The following is a 19,451-nucleotide window of genomic DNA, read 5'->3' as shown; positions in this document are numbered from 1 at the left end:
GGCAAGCATCTCATTCGAGTAGAAGCCGAGGAGCCAATAGATGACATACACTGGTCGGGATTCGTCATCGGAGGAGTTCGACCGAATCGGGGAACTCTGTGCTGTCCTCGCAGACGCACGCCGCCGCCAGGTTCTCCACCATCTCTACACGTCGGAGGACGAGACGGCGACGGTCGAGGACCTCGCCGATTCTCTGGTCACCTTAGACTGTTGTAGCAGCGACAGTGACCACGTCTCACTTCGACTCCATCACGTAACGCTGCCGAAACTGGACGACGCGGGGTTGGTCGAGTACGACCCGCGAAGCAACTGTGTTCGGTACCGAGAAACGCAAACACTGGAACGACTACCGCGTCGAATTTCTGGGATTGGCGAGGCGACCTGAGGAGAACAGTTGGAGGAGAGATGGGACACGATACGGATGCAGTGAAATGTATCGACTGCGGACAGGTCTACGCTGCCAGAGCGTACGACGGTGAGATTATCCTCCCGACAGAAACAGGAGTCTGTGACTGTGGGGCGTCGCACGTCGTCAACTTGACCACCGAGGAGCGGCGCGAAGTCAGTGCAGCGGTCACGAAACAGGACGGTAGTGAGAGCGAACCCGCGAGGTAGTCGAACGAAGTCGGGTCCGCGATAGACATCTTCGGCGACGCGCAAGTCGAATGCGAGTTTCGTGGCGACGAATTCACGAAGTACAGACTACCGAAACAACCGGTAAGAGAAATCTCGTCGCCGAACGGCGACGGGAGAAGTCGTTATTCGTCGTCGGCTTCTTCGTCGTCGCCGCCTTCGCCGTACAGCTCTTCGACAGAGGTGTCGCCGCGCTCTGCAATGGAGACGTTGAGTTGGGCGACCTCTTCGCTGACTTCCGCGCCGCGGACGGTCACGCGCTTGCGCTCGCCGTCGCGGGAGGGCTCGTACCCCGTGCCGCCTTCGACGAGAACCTGCTTGAGGTTCGGGCCAGCGACGTCGCCGCGCATCGGGCGACCGGCCTTGTCCGAGCCACCGGTAATCTCGACCGTGTAGCCGTCGAGACCGACGGCACCGCCGTCTGCTTGCTCGCCGATGGACTTGCCGAGGAATCGGTTCGCGTCCTGTCCGTCGATGTCGCGCTGGTACGTGGCCCCAGAGTCGGGGTCCGCAACGACGACCTGAAAGTCTGCCATACGGAACAGATAACGGTGGCTCCCTAAAAGGACATCGAAAGCGAGCGTTTGCGTGTGAGCGCGTGGCAAGTCTCGGAATCGAGGAAAGCCCGTCAGCGCGACTCGGTTGCGTTATCGTGACTCGTCGTCCGCGTCGGGAGCCGTCGAATCTTGTGCGTCTCGCTGTGCGTCGGCCTCCGCGAGCGCAGCGTCGTCGTCCGGCAGTCGTTCTCGAAGCTGTCCCAGTCGAGCGAGCAGTCGGTCCCACCGGTCGCTGTTGGCCAATCGCGTCCGACCGAACCGGGCGACAAGCATGTCGTGTTTCGTCCGCAGAGCGACGTACTCGCGGACCACGCGGTCGTACTCTCCCCACCTGACGAGGTCCTCGACGGTGGCAGTGAGCGTCTCGCGGTTCGAGACTGGCTTCTCGACGTACAGGTCGTAGTCGAGGTCCAGCACGTCGAGGTCGGGAGCCACCGCCGAGACGAGTCCGACGCGGCAGTCAAGGTCCCGAGAGCGAATCTCGGCGAGAACGTCGTCGCCAGACCCGTCAGGGAGTCGACGGTCGAGTAGCGCGACGTCGAGTCGCTCGTCCAGTGCCTCCAACGCTGTCGATACGTCGTACGCGACTTCGACCTCGTAGTCGTCTCGAAGCCACTGCTCGAAGATGTCTGCGAGCGGTCGCTCGTCGTCTACGACTAATACCGTCGTCTCGGAGGCAGACTCCGAGGCATCCATCGAACTCACTCGGACGCGTCGTCCTCGGAACTCTCCGGCGGAAGCGTGGCGAAACACTCGCCGTCGCTGGTGACGGTAACCCGCACGCCGTCCAGCGTGAACGTCACGGACCCGTTGGTGCGCTCGACGCCGCCGACTGTGGTCTGAAACAACTGGTCGAGTGCGTCTGGGTCTACGTGGTGATACAGCGGTTCTAACTCCGCTACGTCCACCCCTTTCGCGTCGGCGACGGTCGTCACGACGCGTTCGCTGAGCGACGCTTGTGCGGGCCGTTCGTCGATTGTCATTTGGGCACTCGTCACGCTCTCCACTTACGCCGAAGCGGACATAGCCATTCTTCACAGGTGTATAGCCATGGCCGCAGAGGAGGGCTATTTATCTAGAGACGAGTGGCCCGGTGCTCGAACAACAGGTCGAACAGTTTCCGCTGTGCGACCCGCAAGTGGTTGTTGAACGTCGGTTGCGAGATGTCGAGCGAGCGCCCGATTTCTTCGCCGGTTCGGTTCCGAGGCGACTGGAAGTAGCCGCTGAAGTGGGCGGTCTTCAACACCTCCTGTTGTCTGTCGGTCAGTTCGGCGTCGAGTTCGGCGTGGAAACTGTTCCGCGTTCGGTGTGGTCGCTCGAACTCGCGCTGTGCGAGCAGTTCGACGTTCGGCAGTCGGTCGTCCAGCATCGCAACGAACGAGCGAGCGTCCCCGTCGGCAGGCAGTTCGACGGTGAGGTCTATGGCGTCGTCGTCGACCTCGATGGTAGTTGGAACCCCTCCGTGAGCGAATATCGTCGCGGTGAGACTTTCGTCCGTCAACACCGCCTCGAAGAGCGACCTCGAAGATTCCTCCCACGTCGAGAGGTGCGTGATGTCGGAGACGGCCCCGTTCGGAGCGAATTCAGTGACTCGGTCGGAGTCCGCGCCGGTGGTGGAAAAGTAAACTCGCAACTCGCCGTCCGACTGACGGAATGCCGTCTCGTACGTGAACGAGCAGTCGTGCTCCGAACAGAGGTCGAGTATTTCGACTCCAGGCCCTGTAATCTCGAAGTCCAGTTCGACGACGCTGTCGGCGACGAGCGCCTTCTTGTGTTCGACGGAGTTGATGGCATACGCGATAGTTTCCCCGAGTTCTGTGAGGACGTCTCGCTCCAGTTGACCGAACGTGTTCGTCTCGGACCCGTAGACGGTCATCACACCGTACGTGGACCCGTCGTAGGCGAGCGGAATCGAGATGATGGAGTGGTAGCCGTGAGCGAGTGCGGCCTGTCGCCACGGCCCGAGCGTAGAGTCCCGAAACACGCTATCGACGACTTGTGGTTCACCGGTTTCGATGGCGGTTCCTGCTGGTCCAGTACCAGTGGCTGAGTCGTCGCTCGTAATCGTGATGCTCTGGACGTACTCGTCACCGTCACCGACCCACGTCACTGGTTCCACTTCCGCGTTGACGCCGTCGTACTCCCCCACCCACGCGAGTTTGTAGGAGTCGAGGTTGGCCAGATGCTTACAGACCACCTCGTGTATCTCGTCTCGGGTCGAGGCTTCGACGAGTGCTTGGTCGATAGTTCTGATGATGCTGTTGATGCGGTTCAGTCGTTCCAGTGACTCGTTTCGTTCCTGTAGCGTCGATTCGCGTTCGTGGAGTAACTGTTCGCGCTCGGCACGGTCCAACGCCGATTCGACGTTCAGCGCCATCGTCCGGAGGAAGTCGAGGTCGGTCTCCCGGAACGATTGGGTAGCGGCACCGACCACCAACCCACCGTGGTCGCCCAACGGAACGATGGAATACTCGGAAACCGCATCGTCGTCGGACGCTATCGTGCGCATCTCACCTTCGACGACGGACTGCCACGCTTCACCTTCCCCCGTTCGACAGAGGTCGTCGAGTGGGAGGTGTTCGGCAGCGACTGCGGTGGCTTCGGTCGGTCGAAGCGACGCACTGTCCTCGTCGTAGAGGGCGAGAGCGACGGCAGACAGACCGAACGTGTCCGCGCTATCGACGACCGTTCTACAGACCTGTGCGTGCGTTTCGTCGTCCATCAAGTCCTGCGTGAGTTCGGCGAGGGCGGCGAGGCGGTTCTCTCGGCGCTCGCGTTCGAGTTCCGCGCTCACCCACTCGCTCATCAGTTCCAAGTAGGTTTGCTCGTGGTCGGTGAACGACGACTTTTGTGGCGACGTGTCTGCGAAACAGAGGGTTCCGAACCGTTCGCCCGCGACGGAGACGGCGACGCCGAGGTAACTCTCCAGTCCGTACTTCTGGTGGGCGACGTCCCCGTTCCAACCTTCCTCCGTCGCGTTCGAGACTTCGACTGGTCCCGGAGCGCCGTACGTGCGACGACAGTACGTCTCCGAGAGTTGGGCCGTCTCGCCCGCCTGTAGCAACTCGTGAGAGCCGTGGGCGTGTCGCACTTCGAACCCACCGGCGTCGATTTCGGAGAGGAACCCAACGTCGAGGCCGAAGCGCTCACAGCCGATTTCGAGGAGGCGTTCGACCTTCTCATCGAACGAGAGTTGCAGGTCGGACGTCGTCTCGTAGAGTTTTCTGAGGTAGTCTTCGCGTTCGCTAAGTTGACGGCGGCGACGGTTTCGCTCCGAAACGTCCCGGACGACGCAGGCGATTCCCCCGTCCTCAGTCGTCGTAATCGAGTGCATCTCGGGAAATTCGGTCCCGTCAGAGCGCGTGCCGGTCGTCTCTCCCGACCAGACGCCATCTCGTTTCAGCTTCGGGACGATCTCCGATTCGATTCGCTCGGATTCTGCCGGTGAGTACAACGTCTCCCACTGTTCGCCGACTAACTCTCCCTTTTCGTAGCCGTACGTGTCGTCGTACGCCGGGTTCGAGTACGTTATCGTCCCGTCGTCGTCGAGCAGGCAGATGCCTTCGTGGGCCGTCTCCAGCGCTCTGTGTCCGCGGCGTCGTTGGCGTTCGGTTCGATGGTCTTCGGTCGTCTCGACGATGCAGTCCGCGAGCGTCGAACGGTCCACTGTGTCGTCGCCGCGACGGAAATACTCCGTGACGCCAGCGGAGACTGCCTCGCTCGCGACCGATTCGTCACCGCTGTCGGTGTAGAGGATGAAGGGGAGACCGGGCCGTTCCTCGCGCACTGTCCGAAGCAACTCGACGCCGTCACTACTGGGGAGCGAATACTCGCTGACGACGCAGTCAGCGTGGTCGTTCGTGACGGCCGTCGACGCCCTTTCGAACGTTCTGACCGCGTGACCTGATAGTTCCGGTCGCACCGATTCTAACGCTCGGACGGACTGTTCACCTCGGTCGCGGTCCGGACCGACGTAGAGTACCTCCACGGTGCCCGACGGACGTTCGGTGGTGTCACCTTGATCCACTCCACCCATCGTGTTCTTTCCAGTTCCATTCATATTTGATATATGTTATGGCCGCCGCTCCCGGCACGCTCTTGTCCACCAGCTACACTACTGACAACGTTCACTATAGAGGGAGCCGTCGGCAAGGGCGTTGTGGTCGGGGAAGTCTGCTGTGGCACCGACAATCGCCTAGCAGAAGAATCATTCGAACAGCGGGCAAACTTTTGCCCATTCCGAGCGTACCCGACCCATGCGCAACCGAACGAAAGCGCTACTGGGGGTCGCCGGGGGACTGTTCGCCGCGTGGGTCGGGTGGGGAGCGTACAGCACCTACTCGACCGAGCGGGTGCCCTACGAGACAGTCGAGTCGTTCGACGGCGTCGAGGTTCGTCGCTATCCGCGGACCGTCCTCGTGGAGACGACAGCCGACAGCAGCGGAGCGGCGTTCGGCCGCCTGTTCAAGTACATCAGCGGCGCGAACGAGAGCGAGGACGCAGTTTCGATGACTGCGCCCGTGCCGACGGGCGGCGGTTCGAAGATAGAGATGACCGCACCGGTCCGGATGGCCAAGCCCGGTCGGATTGCGACGTCGAGCGGCGAGGACGTCTCGATGACAGCACCGGTTCGAGTCGCAAGACAGGGCAACAGCGGGGACGACGGTGGACCGGTCACCATGGCGTTCTACCTGCCGCCGGAGTACACGCCGGGGAGCGCGCCGACGCCGACGGACCCGCGAGTGCGACTGGTCGTGGAACCGCCGCGGACGCTCGCCGTCACGTCGTTCTCGTGGTACGCCACGGACAGTCGAGTGGCACGGCAGGAGCAACAACTGCTCGACGCGCTCGAAAGGCACGGCATCGAACCGCTGGACCGGCCGGTGCTGTTCGGCTACAACGACCCGTGGACGCCGCCGTTCATGCAACGGAACGAGGTGGCGGTGGAAATCGAGGCGCGAGAGTAGAAATTAAAAATCGTCCAGTCTGGCGTTCGTCGGCGCGTCGTAGGTGACGGAGACGGCTTCGTCGTCGGACGCCTCGTCGCCGCGAGGAACGCCCTCCGTGCCGTCCGGTGCGATTTGGCGCACCCACGCAGTGTAGCTCTGCGGGAGTTCCGTGACATCGACGCGAATCTTGAGGACGGGCGCGTCCTGCGCTTTGCGCTTCATGCCCTCGCGCTGGCTTCGTTCGAACGAGCCGTCTCCCGCTTTCACCTCACACCAGTACTCGTGGGCGAGTTTCTGGCGAGAGCCGACTCGGACTTTGGCGCGGCAGTCCGGTTGCCACTGCCTGCCCGCGCGCTGGTCTACGACCACTGGCTCGGGGTCGGTGTCGAGTTCGACGCGAATCTCGGCGTCGTCCGGGACTGCCGGGTCGTATTTTGCGTAGTGAGTCAGCAGCGGTGGGTTGGTCTCGGGCGAGAGGACGAGGGCCTCCCCGAGCGCGCCGTACTGGTTCGCGCCCGTGTCGAAGGTCAGCCCCTCGGCGACGGTGCCGTCGGGGTCGTGTTTTCGGCGCTGAGGCCACCCGACGAGGTAGGCGTCCACGTCGGCGGGGTCCATCTCCGAGACGCGCTGAATTTTGACGGGCATGTCGCCCTCGTCGGAGAGTTCCGAGGCGCGTTGGGTGGCTTCGGCTTTGGTGGGGAACTCGATAACGTCGCCTTCTTCGTGGGCGAGTTCGCGGACTGCTTGGTTTTCGTCTTTGGCGGAGTCCTTGACGGCGACGCGATAAGCGGGGGACTCGTCTAGCATTGGGTTGGTGTCTCTTCTGGAAGGTAGATGAATGTGTAGATTCTAATTGGTGACGCAAAGGTGTGAGTTTGGGTGAGTATTACCGAATGAATAGGAACCTTCCTCAGATGATGAACTGCGGTGTTTCAGCTAGCTACTGCCGGTGCCGAGGAGAGACCGCACAGCACCGCACTGCGTCAGCCACACGCCTCCCCAACCGATTCGCTTCACTCCCTCCGGTCGTTCCGCTCATCCCTCGCACGGGTTTGGCGCGACACGGGGTCGCGCCAGCGCGCGCCGTGACCCTAAGTCCTGTTTCGCGTATCTCCACGAACCACTCGGCGCGCGGGGTCGCGCCCAGCGGGCGCGACCGCGCGAGGGTCGAGCGAAGCGAGTCGGTTGGGGAGGACGTGGTGCGGTCTTCTAGGTATCGGGAATAGCTAGCCTCGTGGTCTCAGAACTAGATACCCCCATGCTTCCGACCGAAAACACATCAGCAGAACACCAACCCAAAAATCAAAAACAATCCGAAAAGCCGACACCTTAGAACGGATACTCACGCCGCTCTTCCTGCACCGAGACCCACTTCGTCTGGGTCAACTCGTGCAGAATCTCCTCGCCGTCGTACCGGCCGATTCCGGACTCTTTGACACCACCAAACGGAACGTTCGGCTCTTCGTTGATTGGCTGGTCGTTGATGTGGACCATGCCCGCCTCGATGCGGTCTGCAAGCTCTCGCGCTCTCTCCATGTCGCCAGCGTGAACAGCCCCAGCAAGCCCGTACTCCGTGTCGTTGGCCATCTCGATGGCCTCTTCATCATCCGAGTACGGAATCACGGGCGCGATTGGACCGAAGTGTTCGTTGCACGCCGCCGCCATGTCGTTTTCCGCCCCCGACAGCACTGTCGGCTCGACGAACAAGCCGTCGTGGTCGCCACCGGTCTCCAGCGTCGCGCCAGCCTCGACGGTCGTCTCCACGTAGTCGAGCATCTGGTCGCGCTGGTCCTCGTCGATGATTGGACCGATGACGTTCTCTCGGTCCGTGGGGTCGCCAATCGGCAGGCTCTCTGCGCGCTCCGTTAGCTTCTCGACGTACTCGTCGTAGATGTCCTCGTGGACGATGTGGCGGTTGATGGAGATACAAATCTGGCCCTGATGGAGGAACGACCCGAACACTGCCGAGTCGATTGCCGCGTCGAGGTCCGCGTCGTCGGTGACGACGAAGGGGTTGTTGCCGCCGAGTTCCATCGCGGGAAGCGCGAGATTCTCCGCCGCCTTCGAGGCCACGCGCTTGCCGACCTGCGTCGAACCGGTGAACGCCATCACGTCCAGTGCGGGATGTTCGGCCATCCGGTCGCCGATGTCAGAGCCGTGGCCGGTCACGACGTTCAGCAGACCGTCAGGGAGACCTGCTTCGTCGAAGATTTTCGCCAGCAAGAGACCGCCCGTCACGGGCGTCGGCGAGGCAGGCTTGAGGACGACTGCGTTGCCCGTCGCCAGCGCGGGTGCCACAGCGCGCATCGAGAGATTGAACGGGAAGTTCCACGGCGAGATGACGCCGACGACGCCCGCCGGGATGCGCTCGATTTCGTTTTCCTTGCCGGGGATGAACGAGTCGGCTTCCTCGGTGCCGAGTTCGTCGGCGAGACCGGTCGCGTGGTGGCACATCCCCTGTGCAGTCTGCCACTCGGCGAACGCCTTGGCGTTCGCGCTCCCCGACTCGACGGCCAGCGATTCGAGGATTTCGTCGCGGTGGTCGTCCAGCAGACCGAGGGCGCTCTTGATGACCTCGACGCGCTCGTCCGCCGGTCGCTCGGCCCACTCCGACTGGGCGTCTGCGGCCGCTCCGTAGGCCCGGTCTACGTCGTCCTCGGTCGCCGCAGGGACAGTCGTCACCTGCTCGCGCGTCGCCGGATTCTCGACTGCGATGGTGTCTCGGTCGCCCGCATCCTCCCACTCGCCGTCGATGTAGAGGGCGTTCCAGTCGCCGTCTGCTGTGAAGCCTCTGTCTGACATATCGCCTACTGCTTCGTGTTGGACGTAGTTAAAGAGCGGTAAATCGGCGGGCGTCTCTGGATTCGAGAGACGGACCCCTCGACTCGATAGCAACGTCTATGCTCCCGTCGTTCGCGTATCGACCATGTCTGAACAGGATTCCCAAACCGAGACCTATGCCGTCGAAGAACGGATTCCGACGCCGACGGAGTTCGTCGCACTCCGGGACGCGACCGGACTGCCCCCGCGGTCGCGGGAGGGCGTCGAGCGCGGACTCCCGAACTCCGTCTTCGGCGTGGTCGTTGTCCACGAACCGACCCGAGAGACCGTCGGCATGGGCCGCATCGTCGGCGACGGCGGGACCGTCTTCCAAATCGGCGACATGGCAGTCCACCCAGACCACCAGCGGCAGGGTCTCGGGGCGAAGATTATCGAGGCTCTGCTGGCGTACCTCGACCGTGAAGCCCCGCCGGACAGTTACGTCAACCTCGTGGCCGACGTAGACGGCTTCTACGAGCAGTTCGGCTTCGAGGAAGTGCGACCGGATTCGAAGGGGATGTACCTCCGAACGGAGTAGCGACAGAGTCCCGAAACCGACGGACGAAAAAGGCCGCCGTTCGTACGCCCTGCCAATGCAAATCGAGTTTCTCGGCGGGGCGCGCGAAGTCGGCCGCAGCGCCATCCTCGTCAACGATTCGCTCCTGCTGGACTACGGGATGGCGACCGGCAATCCGCCGAGCTATCCCGTCTCGGACCCCGACCCCGACGCAGTCGTGGTGAGCCACGGCCACTTAGACCACGTCGGGGCGCTCCCCTCGCTTCTTTCGGGTGACGCCCGGCCGCCCATCCACTGGACGCCCCCGACGCGCGAGTTGACCACCGTTCTCGCACGCGACACCATCAAGTTGCACGGCGGGAGCTACGACTGCCCGTTCACCGAGACCGAGGTGAAGCGCCTCTCGCAAGTTTCGGAGACCCACGGCTATCGAGAGACCTTCTCCGCGGCGGGCCACGAGGTCACCTTCTTCGACGCGGGCCACATCCCGGGGAGCGCGCACGTGCTGGTAGACGATGGAGAGACGCGCTTTCTGTACACCGCCGACTTCCACACCGAAGATACGCAGTTGTTGTCGGGGACGACGGCGCGACCCGAAGCGGATATTGTCCTGTGCGAATCGACGTACTCGGACGTGGAGCATTCGCCCCGCAAATCGGTCGAGCAGTCGTTCGCCGAGAGCGCGAAGACGACGATTTGGGAGGGTGGCACGGTGGTGGTTCCTGCCTTTGCGATTGGGCGCACGCAGGAGATGTTAATGGTGTGTGAGGCCCACGATATGGACTGTTACGTGGATGGCATGGGCCAGCAGGTAACGAAGATTGCGCGGCGGTATCCCGACTTCGTGAGGGATGCCGCCGCGCTCCGACGCGCGAAGTCGAACGCTCGCTTCGTGACGGGGAGAGATGGCCAGCGAAAACGCATCGCCGACCAGAACACGGTCGTCGTCACGACTTCGGGAATGCTCACCGGCGGCCCTGCGATGACCTACGTCCCCGCAGTTCGCGCGAATCCGACGAACAAGATTACCATGACTGGCTACCAAGTCGATGGGACACCGGGTCGGAATCTGCTCGACAGAGGGCGTGCCGAGATAGACGGCCAGATGATGGCCGTCAGTGCGCAAGTCGAATCGTACGACTTCTCGGCGCACGCTGACCGGGACGGGTTACTGGACTTCCTCGACTCGTACCGAGACGCCGAAATTCTTGTCAACCACGGCGACCGATGTGAGGACTTTGCAGAAGAACTACGAGACGACGGCTACGACGCGAGCGCGCCGGAACTGGGAGCGGTAGTCATAGACGACGGCGATGCGTCGGATGGTACAAGGGAAACGTGACAAACGGATAGAAGAATCGAGACGAATGACTCGGGTCGGTGGCTCTGGTAGACGAACGATTTTTGTCTGTTTAGATGAATCTCAAAGCGAATGGCCGACGGCAGTGAAAAACGCGGCGGGGTGGACCCGCCATCGTCGTTCGCCGAAGGGGCAAACGTCACCGCGAGCGACTGTGAGTCCTTGCGAGCGGCGGGCTGGCCAGCGTGTTGGGAGCGGGCCGCCGAGTTACTGGACTGGGACCGCCCGTTCGACGCGGTCGTAGACGACGACGGCGCGACGTGCTGGTTCCCCGGCGGGCGACTGAACGCGTCGTACAATTGCGTAGACCGGCACGTAGCGGCCGGTCGCGGCGACGAAGTCGCCCTCGTCTGGGAGGGGAAACTCGACGAGACGCGGACTTACACGTACCGGGAACTGTACGACGAAGTGAACGCGTTCGCGGCGGGCTTACGTGACCTCGGCGTCGGCGAGGACGACGTGGTCACGGTCTATCTACCGATGGTGCCGGAACTCCCGATAGCGATGCTGGCGTGTGCGCGCATCGGCGCACCGCACAGCGTCGTCTTCGCCGGATTCTCGGCGGACGCGCTGGCGACTCGAATGGAGGGCGCAGACTCGGAGTATCTCGTCACCTGCGACGGCTACTATCGGCGAGGCACCGCGCTCGATTTGAAGCGCATGGCCGACAACGCCTGTCTCTCCGTCGAGTATCCAGTCGAGCAGGTCGTCGTCAACCGACTCGACGCCGAGTCGCCTGCTGGGGACTACCACCGCTACAGCGACGTGGTCGAAGCCAACGAGGGCACCGAAGTCGAACCGGTCGCACGTGACGTAGACGACCTCCTCTTTCTCATCTACACGTCCGGAACGACGGGCGAGCCGACGCTGGTCAGGCACGTGACTGGTGGATACCTCGCGCACGTGGCGTGGACGAGTCACGCCGTGTTCGACCTCGGGCCGGACGACGTCCACTGGTGTTCGGCCGATGTCGGCTGGATTACGGGCCACTCCTACGCGGTCTACGGCCCGCTCGCGCTCGGTGCGACGACCGTGCTGTACGAAGGGACGCCGGACCATCCGGAGAAAGACCGACTCTGGAGAGTCATCGAACGGAACGAAGTCAACGTCTTCTACACGGCACCGACCTCCGTTCGGGCGTTCATGAAGTGGGGCAGCGAGTACCCCGAGCGCCACGACCTCTCCTCGCTCCGCTTGCTCGGCACTGTCGGCGAACCGATAGACGAGACGGCGTGGCGCTGGTACCGGGAACACGTGGGCGGCGGCGAGTGTCCGGTCGTGGACACGTGGTGGCAGACCGAGACGGGCGGCGTCGTCCTCTCGACGCTCCCCGGCGTCGATTCGATGCGTCCCGGTGCGGTCGGCCGGAGTCTTCCCGGTGTCGAGGCGGCCGTCGTAGACCAGATGGGCAAGCGAGTTGAGGCCGGACAGTCGGGAGAACTGGTCCTCACCCGACCGTGGCCGGGGATGGCCCAATCGCTCTGTGAGGGGACCGACTGGGGCGCTCGGCGAACGAGGACCGTCGATGGCGAGTGGCAGTACGACACCGGTGACAAGGCCGTCAGAGACGACGAGGGATACTTCCACCTCCGAGGACGGGCCGACGACGTTCTCAACGTCTCGGGTCGCCGACTGAGTAGCACGGAAATCGAGAGCGCCATCATCGGAGTCAGAGGCGTCGCGGAGGCCGCCGTCGTCGGGCGGGCGGACGCCATCAAAGGGTCCGAAATCCACGCGTTCGTGAGTCCGGCGTCGAACGTGGCAGGCGACGAGGCCCTTCGAGCGCGCGTTCGAGAGGCCGTCGAGTCAGCTATCGGGGCTATCGCGGTACCCGACACGGTCACCTTCGCACCGTCGTTGCCGAAGACGCGCTCGGGAAAGGTCGTTCGGCGCTACCTCGAAGCGATTGCGAACGGCGAGGACCTTGGCGACACGAGCGCGCTCCGCAATCCGGAAATCGTCGGCGAACTCGAATCACTCCTCGACGAGTAGTAGTTCGTTTCTTTCTAAGAGCGCGAAACGTCGTCGGTTCGTGACTGGTGTGCTTTCAGAGAGGGTGTAGCGTCGCGAGGCAGAATTCAGGAGCGAATCCCGAATATTTATTCGTCTTTCTCGGAAAGGACGAAACAGAATGGACGGCGAGGCAACCGACGAGTTTCTAACGACGACGGAGTACGAGCGCCTCCGTCGCGCGACCGAAACCTACCGCGAGGACCTCGTCGTGGCGATGGCGGGACGAGTCGGACTCCGACCCTCGGAACTGACCGCAGTTCGTCCCACGGACCTCCGCGAACACGAACGCGACGGCGAGTGTTTCTACTGTCTCACGGTTCCCGAAGGAGACGGCGACACCCGCGAGGCGTACGTCCCACGCGAAGTCGCCCACGACCTTCGCAAGTTCGCTGCTTCGAACGACGTGTCTCGACAGGACCCGTTCGTCGGCGTCTCGTCTCGGCGCGTCCAGATGCTCGTGAGCGACGTCGCAGACCGAGTTGAAGGCCTTCACTACGTGACGTGTCGGGACCTTCGCAAGCACTTCGCGTGGCGACACCTCGTCAACGAAGGGCTCAGTCCACGAGTGGTGCAGTCTGTCGGCGGCTGGAAGAGCCTCGACAGTCTCGCGCGGTACTACAGTACTCCGACGACGACGACGATTATCGACGCCTTCGAGAACCAGGCGCAGGGCCGCGGAAACCGCGAAGGACGTGCGAGTGGACGTGACGAACGTCTCACGAACGAGCGATACTTCCGAAGTACCGAACTCCTGACCTGCGCCGAGGGCTTGGGCCAGACGCTCGCGGAAGCATCCACGGACGAAGACGTACTCACGGCCGCGTGTGAACATCTCGCCGACCTGTATCGCGGCGTCTGGCTGTGCGACGAACGAGGGGTCACACAGACGAGTTCGGTCCCGGCCAGAGCCACTAGCGACGTTCCGAGCGACGTTCTCGACGCGGCGGACGTAGTAGACGAGGAAGACGGCCCCGACGTGACTATCGTCGGCGGAACGTCAGCCGATGGTCCCCTCTCTAATTGTTCGTTCGCTGTCACCCCGCTCCAGTCGAGCGAAAACGTCCACGGAATCGCCTGCGTGGCCGACAGTTCGTTTCGCTCGGTAGACCGGACGTTTCTCGCGGACGTCGGTCGGCGCGTCGGCGCTACCTTGACCGCCATCACGCGCAAGCGATTGCTCCTGACCGACACTGGTGTCTCGCTGTCGTTTCGGAGCACGGATCACGGCGTGTTTCTCGTCGCCGCCTCCGCAGAACTCGACTGTCAGTTCGCGCTCGAAGGCGTCGTCCCCGTCGAAGACCACTCGCTACTGTACTTCGTGACGGCGAGTGGGGCCGCAGTCGGCGACGTTCTCGACTGCGTGACCGCCACGGACGCCGTCGAAGACGCTCGCCTCATCCGTGACTACGGGGACGACGCACTCTTCGAATTTGCCGTTTCTGGCGAGTCGCTCGCGACGGTCCTCGTCGAGCGCGGCGGAAACGTCCGCGAACTCTCGGTGGAGTCGGGCGTGCTCGACGCCTCCGGCGTCTTCTCACAGCACGTAGACGTCCGGAGCGTCGTCGAGACCGTCGAAGAGGCGTTCCCCGAGACGGAGCTGCGCTCGAAGCGCGAGGTCGAGGCACCGAATGGGAGCGGCGTCCGCGTCCGAGAGACGATTCACGACCGCCTGACGGAGCGCCAGCGAACGGTCCTGTGGGCCGCCTACCTCGCGGGGTACTTCGAGTGGCCTCGCGGCAGTACGGCCGAAGAACTCGCTGCGTCGATGGGCGTGTCGTCGCCGACCCTGCACAATCACCTCCGGAAGGCCCAGCAGAAACTGCTAGACAGTGCGTTCGAGGAGACCGACCACCAGTCGGCCGACGCCGGACGACACTAAGTGCTTAGCCTCTCGGCCGCAACAGCGAGTTCACTGCGTCTGTTCGTTCGGGAGATATTGCCGGAAAGCAAGTTTTAGGACCACTGTAGCGTGAAAACGGACGCTTGGTATAGTTAGCGACATCACTTATGTAATCACCTGCGGGTTGTGAACTTAGCGCATGAGTGACGAAGACGACGTAGAACTCGAAGCACGGCTCGAAGAACAGGAAGCGTTCGAGCCACCGGCGGAGTTCGTCGAACAGGCGAACGTCTCCGACGAGTCCATCTACGACGAGTTCGAACAGAACTGGCCAGAGTGCTGGGAACAAGCGGCCGAGTTGCTCGACTGGGACGACGACTACGACGAGGTCCTGGACGCCTCGAACCCGCCGTTCTACGAGTGGTTCACCGACGGCAAACTCAACGCTTCGGCCAACTGTCTCGACCGCCACCTCGACGAGCGCGGCGACGAGGCCGCCATCGAGTGGGTCGGCGAACCAGTCGAGGAAGAGAATCGTACCTACACTTACGAAGACCTGCATCGGGAGGTCAACGAGTTCGCCGCCGCCTTACAGGAGATGGGTGTTGGCGAGGACGACGTCGTGACGATGTACATGCCGATGATTCCCGAACTCCCCATCGCCATGTTGGCGTGTGCCAGAATTGGTGCGCCCCACAGCGTGGTGTTCGCCGGGTTCTCGGCGGACGCACTCGCCACGCGGATGAACGCCGCCGACTCAGAGTATCTGGTCACCTGCGACGGCTACTACCGCCGCGGCGACCCGCTCGACCATCTCGACAAGGCCAACGAAGGCCTTGCCGGTGTCGAACACGAGGTTTCCGACGCAGTCGTAGTCGAGCGACTCCGTGACGGCGACGGCTTCGGGCACGATCTCGCCGACAACCAGAGTTCCTACGCCGACCTCGTCGCCGAACAGGAGGGCGAGACTGTCGAACCGGTCCAGCGCGACGCCGAGGACATGCTCTTTTTGATGTACACTTCGGGCACGACTGGTCAACCCAAGGGTGTCAAACATACGACTGGTGGCTACCTCTCCTGGGCCGCATGGACCTCTCAGGCGGTCCTCGATATCAAGCCCGAGGACACGTACTTCTGCTCGGCAGATATCGGTTGGATTACGGGCCACTCCTACATCGTCTACGGGCCGCTCGCACTCGGCACCACGACGATGATGTACGAGGGGACGCCTGACTACCCCGAACGTGACCGCCTCTGGGAAATCGTCGAAGAGTACGAAGCCGACCAACTCTACACTGCCCCGACCGCGATTCGTGCGTTCATGAAGTGGGGCAGTGAGTACCCCGAGAAACACGACCTCTCCTCGCTCCGCTTGCTCGGCACTGTCGGCGAACCTATCAACCCGCGCGCGTGGAAGTGGTACTACAAGCACATCGGTGACGAGTCCTGCCCCATCGTGGACACCTGGTGGCAGACAGAGACTGGCGGCATGATGGTTACGACACTCCCTGGCGTCAAAACCATGAAACCCGGCAGTGCGGGACCACCTCTGCCGGGTCTAGACGTGCAGGTTGTCGATGCTCAGGGAGACGAAGTTGACCCCGGAAAGGCGGGCTACCTGACCGCCCAGAAGCCATGGCCGGGGATGCTTCGCACGCTCTACAAGAACGACGAACGCTACATCGACGAGTACTGGCGCGAGTACTCCGACACCGACTCAGATGACATGGAAGATTGGGTGTACTTCCCAGAAGACGGCGCGAAGATAGACGACGACGGCTACATCACCGTCCTCGGCCGCGTAGACGACGTTCTCAACGTCTCGGGCCACCGTCTCGGCACCATGGAAATCGAGAGTGCCATCGTCGGTGTCGAAGGCGTGGCCGAAGCGGCAGTCGTCGGCGGCGACCACGAGGTGAAAGGCGAGGCTGTCTACGCCTACGTTATCACCGAAGACGGCTACGACGGCAACGAAGAACTACGGTCGAACATCGTCGGTGGAATCGAAGACGCTATCGGGCCAATCGCTCGCCCCGAGTCCGTCGTGTTCACGCCCGAACTCCCCAAAACTCGCTCGGGCAAGATTATGCGCCGTCTCTTGGAGGACATCGCCAACGGCGACGAGTTAGGCGACACCTCGACCCTTCGAAACCCGGACGTCGTGGACGACATCGCGGCGTCGGTAACGGACGACTGAACGAGTTACGTCCATCCTTATTTGTAACCTACAATGGCAGACAATACCTCACGAAGTAGCGAGCGTCGCACCGATATCGAAACAGACGGCGGTGTCGAGACCGACGGCGGAACCGTCGATTACCTCGACGCCCGCGTCAACATCTTCAAGCCATCGACCCCGTTCATGCGGGACCACCTCAAAATCGTCTGGACGATGTTCGCCGCGTGGGTGCTCATCGTCTTCGGTCCGGTGACGGCGACGTATCTCGCACCTGACCTCATGACGAGCATCACGGTGCTGGGCTTCCCGCTCCACTACTTGCTGACCGCGACCGGCGCGCCACTCGGTGCGCTCGTCCTCTCGTTCATCTACGCGCGCAAGCGTGACCAACTGGACGAGAAGTACGGCATCGACCACTCGACGCCCAAGACGACGAGTGACAGCGGGGCAGTTGCCTCCGATGGAGGGTCCGAGCAATGATGCTGACACCGCTCGACCTACTGCCGGACGCGCTGAACGCCTCGTTCAAAATAGTCCCCGCCATCATGGTGACGGGGATGTTGCTGCTGTTCCTGGGAATCGGGTACGCGTTCCGCGTGGCCGACACCGACGACCTGTGGGTTGCCGGCCGCTCCATCGGGAACGTCGAGAACGGGATGGCTATCGGAGCCAACTGGATGTCTGCGGCGTCGTACCTCGGGATGGCCGCGCTCATCGCGCTGTCGGGCTACTACGGACTCGCGTTCGTCATCGGGTGGTCCACGGGCTACTTCGTGTTGCTCATCTTCATGGCCGCCCAGATGCGCCGGTTCGGAAAGTACACCGCGCCGGACTTCGTCGGCGACCGCTTCAACTCCGACACCGCGCGTGCTATCGGTGCGCTGACGACGATTCTCATCGGGTTCGTCTACTCGGTCGGACAGGCCCGCGGCATGGGACTGGTCGGCATCTACGTCTTCGGCGGCGACTACACCACGATGGTCGTCCTCATGATGGCCATCACCGTCGGCTACCTCGCGCTCTCGGGGATGCTCGGCGCGACGAAGAACATGGCAGTCCAGTACGTCATCCTCATCGTCGCGTTCCTCGCTGGTCTCTACGCAGTCGGCTTCACGCAGGGCTACTCGACGTTCGCGCCCCAAATCGAGTACGGCGCGCTGTTGAGTTCGCTCAGTTCGGAGTTCACCGAACCGTTCAGTAGCAGCAGTTACTACCTCTGGATTGCGACGGCGTTCTCGCTCATCGTCGGGACGTGTGGGCTTCCGCACGTGCTGGTCCGGTTCTACACCGTCGAGAGCGAACGGACCGCTCGCTGGTCCACCGTCTGGGGACTGTTCTTCATCTGCCTGCTCTACCTGAGTGCGCCTGCGTTCGCGGCGTTCGGAACGGACCTCTACGCCAACAACGTCGGTCAGGTCTACGGCGCGAATGGAATGAGCGGTGCAGAGGGTGACGTCATCGTCGTCCTCGCCTCACAGCTTGCGAACCTTCCGACGTGGTTCGTCGGCCTCGTCGCGGCAGGCGGTATCGCCGCCGCAATCGCGACGACGGCAGGCCTGTTCATCGCCGCGTCGTCTGCGGCCGCACACGACATCTACACGAACATCATCAACCCCGACGCGACTCAGCGCCAACAGCTGATTATCGGTCGGCTCACTATCATCGCGCTGGGTGCAATCGTGACGGTCACGGCACTCAACCCGCCAGCACTCGTCGGCGAACTCGTCGCACTCGCGTTCTCGCTGGCCGGTCTCGTGCTGTTCCCGATGTTCTTCCTCGGTCTCTGGTGGGAGAACGCCAACCGAGAAGGCGCGCTCGCCGGGATGACGACCGGACTCCTCATCTGGACCGCCGCGGTGTTCAACGAACTCATCTTCGCCACCGACGCGGGGCCGGTCGTGCCGCTCTACGCCGACATCTTCCCAGCGGTCGGTGCCGCGCTCGCGGGAACCCCTATCGTGTTCGCGGTCACCATCGGCGTCTCGCTGGTGACCGATGAACCACCCGAGCGCATCAAACGCATCGTTCGGCAGTGTCACAGTCCGGAACCCATGGGACAGCAACAGAGCGCCGAAGACGTGGTTTCGGCGTCCAACGGACCCGTCTCGGGGGATGACTAGATGTACGAACGCATCCTCGTTCCGACGGACGGTAGCGAAACGGCAGAACGAGCGGTCGAAGAAGCACTCGGCGTGGCAGAGAAGTTCGACGCCGACGTGCAGACACTCTACGTCGTCGATACGGACGCCGTAGAAGTCAGTCTCGGTGCCGAGCAAGTGGACCGCATTCGAGCCGGTCGGTTCGGCGAGATGGACGACCTCGAAGCACGCGCCCACGAAGCGACGGAGTACGTCGCCGAGCAGGGCCGCGAGCGCGGCATCGATGTCGAAGAACACTTCCGCGGCGGCCAGCCCCACAGGGTCATCGCTAACTTCGCGGACGACCACGACGTGGACCTCGTCGTGATGGGGAGCCACGGCCGGAGCGGCGTCAAACGGATGCTACTCGGGAGCGTCACCGAGCGCGTCCTCCGCTCGACCCACCGGTCGGTGTTGGTCGTAGACGAACGGGAGGCCGAGTAAC

Annotated in this window: 17 protein-coding genes; 11 read left to right on the top strand and 6 right to left on the bottom strand. The window is 62.8% G+C overall.

The window, feature by feature from the left end; translation table 11 throughout:
• The first annotated feature begins 40 nt into the window (after positions 1-40).
• Entirely contained in the window at positions 41-385 is a 345-nt protein-coding gene (locus tag F7R90_RS00815) for a DUF7344 domain-containing protein (RefSeq protein WP_158055397.1), read from the top strand.
• A 20-nt stretch (positions 386-405) separates the two neighbouring features.
• Positions 406-615, top strand: coding sequence for a hypothetical protein (locus tag F7R90_RS00810; protein ID WP_158055396.1), 210 nt, complete (start codon positions 406-408; stop codon positions 613-615).
• 143 nt (positions 616-758) lie between these two features.
• On the opposite strand, the gene F7R90_RS00805 is transcribed toward F7R90_RS00810, so the two are convergent.
• The 4 genes from F7R90_RS00805 to F7R90_RS00790 form a co-directional block, all read right to left on the bottom strand.
• On the bottom strand, positions 759-1,169 hold the full coding sequence (locus F7R90_RS00805; RefSeq protein WP_158055395.1) for a 30S ribosomal protein S6e: 411 nt from the start codon (positions 1,167-1,169) through the stop codon (positions 759-761).
• Positions 1,170-1,280: 111 nt separating this feature from the next.
• Positions 1,281-1,886, bottom strand: coding sequence for a response regulator (locus F7R90_RS00800; RefSeq protein ID WP_158055394.1), 606 nt, complete (start codon positions 1,884-1,886; stop codon positions 1,281-1,283).
• Between the two features lie 5 nt (positions 1,887-1,891).
• Positions 1,892-2,173, bottom strand: coding sequence for a HalOD1 output domain-containing protein (locus F7R90_RS00795; RefSeq protein WP_158055393.1), 282 nt, complete (start codon positions 2,171-2,173; stop codon positions 1,892-1,894).
• Positions 2,174-2,265: 92 nt separating this feature from the next.
• Complete coding sequence (locus F7R90_RS00790) at positions 2,266-5,226, bottom strand: bacterio-opsin activator domain-containing protein (RefSeq protein WP_192498366.1); 2,961 nt, start codon at positions 5,224-5,226, stop codon at positions 2,266-2,268.
• A gap of 220 nt (positions 5,227-5,446) precedes the next feature.
• Here F7R90_RS00790 and F7R90_RS00785 point away from each other — a divergent pair, with 220 nt between their 5' ends.
• Positions 5,447-6,157, top strand: a complete 711-nt coding sequence (locus tag F7R90_RS00785) for an SOUL family heme-binding protein (protein WP_158055391.1) — start codon at positions 5,447-5,449, stop codon at positions 6,155-6,157.
• Between the two features lie 3 nt (positions 6,158-6,160).
• Here F7R90_RS00785 and F7R90_RS00780 read toward each other — a convergent pair whose 3' ends face one another.
• Together F7R90_RS00780 and F7R90_RS00775 are read right to left on the bottom strand one after the other, a co-directional pair.
• Positions 6,161-6,946 (bottom strand): hypothetical protein, encoded by a 786-nt coding sequence (locus F7R90_RS00780; RefSeq protein ID WP_158055390.1) that lies wholly within the window; start codon positions 6,944-6,946, stop codon positions 6,161-6,163.
• A gap of 522 nt (positions 6,947-7,468) precedes the next feature.
• On the bottom strand, positions 7,469-8,941 hold the full coding sequence (locus tag F7R90_RS00775; protein ID WP_158055389.1) for an aldehyde dehydrogenase family protein: 1,473 nt from the start codon (positions 8,939-8,941) through the stop codon (positions 7,469-7,471).
• Positions 8,942-9,065: 124 nt separating this feature from the next.
• Here F7R90_RS00775 and F7R90_RS00770 point away from each other — a divergent pair, with 124 nt between their 5' ends.
• The 8 genes from F7R90_RS00770 (at position 9,066) to F7R90_RS00735 (ending at position 19,450) form a co-directional block, all read left to right on the top strand.
• On the top strand, positions 9,066-9,497 hold the full coding sequence (locus F7R90_RS00770; protein WP_158055388.1) for a GNAT family N-acetyltransferase: 432 nt from the start codon (positions 9,066-9,068) through the stop codon (positions 9,495-9,497).
• A gap of 55 nt (positions 9,498-9,552) precedes the next feature.
• On the top strand, positions 9,553-10,818 hold the full coding sequence (locus F7R90_RS00765; RefSeq protein ID WP_158055387.1) for an MBL fold metallo-hydrolase: 1,266 nt from the start codon (positions 9,553-9,555) through the stop codon (positions 10,816-10,818).
• Between the two features lie 90 nt (positions 10,819-10,908).
• Positions 10,909-12,828: an acetate--CoA ligase gene (acs, locus tag F7R90_RS00760; protein WP_158055386.1), complete on the top strand. Its 1,920-nt coding sequence runs from the start codon at positions 10,909-10,911 to the stop codon at positions 12,826-12,828.
• A gap of 139 nt (positions 12,829-12,967) precedes the next feature.
• Positions 12,968-14,728 carry a bacterio-opsin activator domain-containing protein gene (locus F7R90_RS00755; RefSeq protein ID WP_158055385.1) on the top strand — a complete coding sequence of 587 codons (1,761 nt, stop codon included), beginning with the start codon at positions 12,968-12,970 and terminating at the stop codon, positions 14,726-14,728.
• Between the two features lie 160 nt (positions 14,729-14,888).
• Positions 14,889-16,886 (top strand): acetate--CoA ligase, encoded by a 1,998-nt coding sequence (acs, locus tag F7R90_RS00750; protein ID WP_158055384.1) that lies wholly within the window; start codon positions 14,889-14,891, stop codon positions 16,884-16,886.
• A 33-nt stretch (positions 16,887-16,919) separates the two neighbouring features.
• Positions 16,920-17,348, top strand: coding sequence for a DUF4212 domain-containing protein (locus F7R90_RS00745; protein WP_158055383.1), 429 nt, complete (start codon positions 16,920-16,922; stop codon positions 17,346-17,348).
• Positions 17,345-18,988 carry a VC_2705 family sodium/solute symporter gene (locus tag F7R90_RS00740; protein WP_158055382.1) on the top strand — a complete coding sequence of 548 codons (1,644 nt, stop codon included), beginning with the start codon at positions 17,345-17,347 and terminating at the stop codon, positions 18,986-18,988. The genes F7R90_RS00745 and F7R90_RS00740 overlap by 4 nt, the downstream gene beginning before the upstream one ends.
• Complete coding sequence (locus tag F7R90_RS00735; protein WP_158055381.1) at positions 18,989-19,450, top strand: universal stress protein; 462 nt, start codon at positions 18,989-18,991, stop codon at positions 19,448-19,450. It abuts the gene before it with no gap.
• Position 19,451: the final 1 nt, after the last annotated feature.

The organism is Halorussus halophilus (assembly GCF_008831545.1).
Classification (GTDB): Archaea; Halobacteriota; Halobacteria; order Halobacteriales; family Haladaptataceae; genus Halorussus; species Halorussus halophilus.
The sequence above is the reverse complement of the archived record's forward strand: the minus strand, read 5'-3'. Positions and strand labels throughout refer to the sequence as shown.

What these genes read in the sequence shown, in the direction of transcription:
- F7R90_RS00815 (WP_158055397.1), top strand. Translation starts at nt 41, where the DNA reads ATGACATACACTGGTCGGGATTCGTCATCGGAGGAGTTCGACCGAATC.
- F7R90_RS00810 (WP_158055396.1), top strand. Translation starts at nt 406, where the DNA reads ATGGGACACGATACGGATGCAGTGAAATGTATCGACTGCGGACAGGTC.
- F7R90_RS00805 (WP_158055395.1), bottom strand. Translation starts at nt 1,169, where the DNA reads ATGGCAGACTTTCAGGTCGTCGTTGCGGACCCCGACTCTGGGGCCACG.
- F7R90_RS00800 (WP_158055394.1), bottom strand. Translation starts at nt 1,886, where the DNA reads ATGGATGCCTCGGAGTCTGCCTCCGAGACGACGGTATTAGTCGTAGAC.
- F7R90_RS00795 (WP_158055393.1), bottom strand. Translation starts at nt 2,173, where the DNA reads ATGACAATCGACGAACGGCCCGCACAAGCGTCGCTCAGCGAACGCGTC.
- F7R90_RS00790 (WP_192498366.1), bottom strand. Translation starts at nt 5,226, where the DNA reads ATGGGTGGAGTGGATCAAGGTGACACCACCGAACGTCCGTCGGGCACC.
- F7R90_RS00785 (WP_158055391.1), top strand. Translation starts at nt 5,447, where the DNA reads ATGCGCAACCGAACGAAAGCGCTACTGGGGGTCGCCGGGGGACTGTTC.
- F7R90_RS00780 (WP_158055390.1), bottom strand. Translation starts at nt 6,946, where the DNA reads ATGCTAGACGAGTCCCCCGCTTATCGCGTCGCCGTCAAGGACTCCGCC.
- F7R90_RS00775 (WP_158055389.1), bottom strand. Translation starts at nt 8,941, where the DNA reads ATGTCAGACAGAGGCTTCACAGCAGACGGCGACTGGAACGCCCTCTAC.
- F7R90_RS00770 (WP_158055388.1), top strand. Translation starts at nt 9,066, where the DNA reads ATGTCTGAACAGGATTCCCAAACCGAGACCTATGCCGTCGAAGAACGG.
- F7R90_RS00765 (WP_158055387.1), top strand. Translation starts at nt 9,553, where the DNA reads ATGCAAATCGAGTTTCTCGGCGGGGCGCGCGAAGTCGGCCGCAGCGCC.
- acs (WP_158055386.1), top strand. Translation starts at nt 10,909, where the DNA reads ATGGCCGACGGCAGTGAAAAACGCGGCGGGGTGGACCCGCCATCGTCG.
- F7R90_RS00755 (WP_158055385.1), top strand. Translation starts at nt 12,968, where the DNA reads ATGGACGGCGAGGCAACCGACGAGTTTCTAACGACGACGGAGTACGAG.
- acs (WP_158055384.1), top strand. Translation starts at nt 14,889, where the DNA reads ATGAGTGACGAAGACGACGTAGAACTCGAAGCACGGCTCGAAGAACAG.
- F7R90_RS00745 (WP_158055383.1), top strand. Translation starts at nt 16,920, where the DNA reads ATGGCAGACAATACCTCACGAAGTAGCGAGCGTCGCACCGATATCGAA.
- F7R90_RS00740 (WP_158055382.1), top strand. Translation starts at nt 17,345, where the DNA reads ATGATGCTGACACCGCTCGACCTACTGCCGGACGCGCTGAACGCCTCG.
- F7R90_RS00735 (WP_158055381.1), top strand. Translation starts at nt 18,989, where the DNA reads ATGTACGAACGCATCCTCGTTCCGACGGACGGTAGCGAAACGGCAGAA.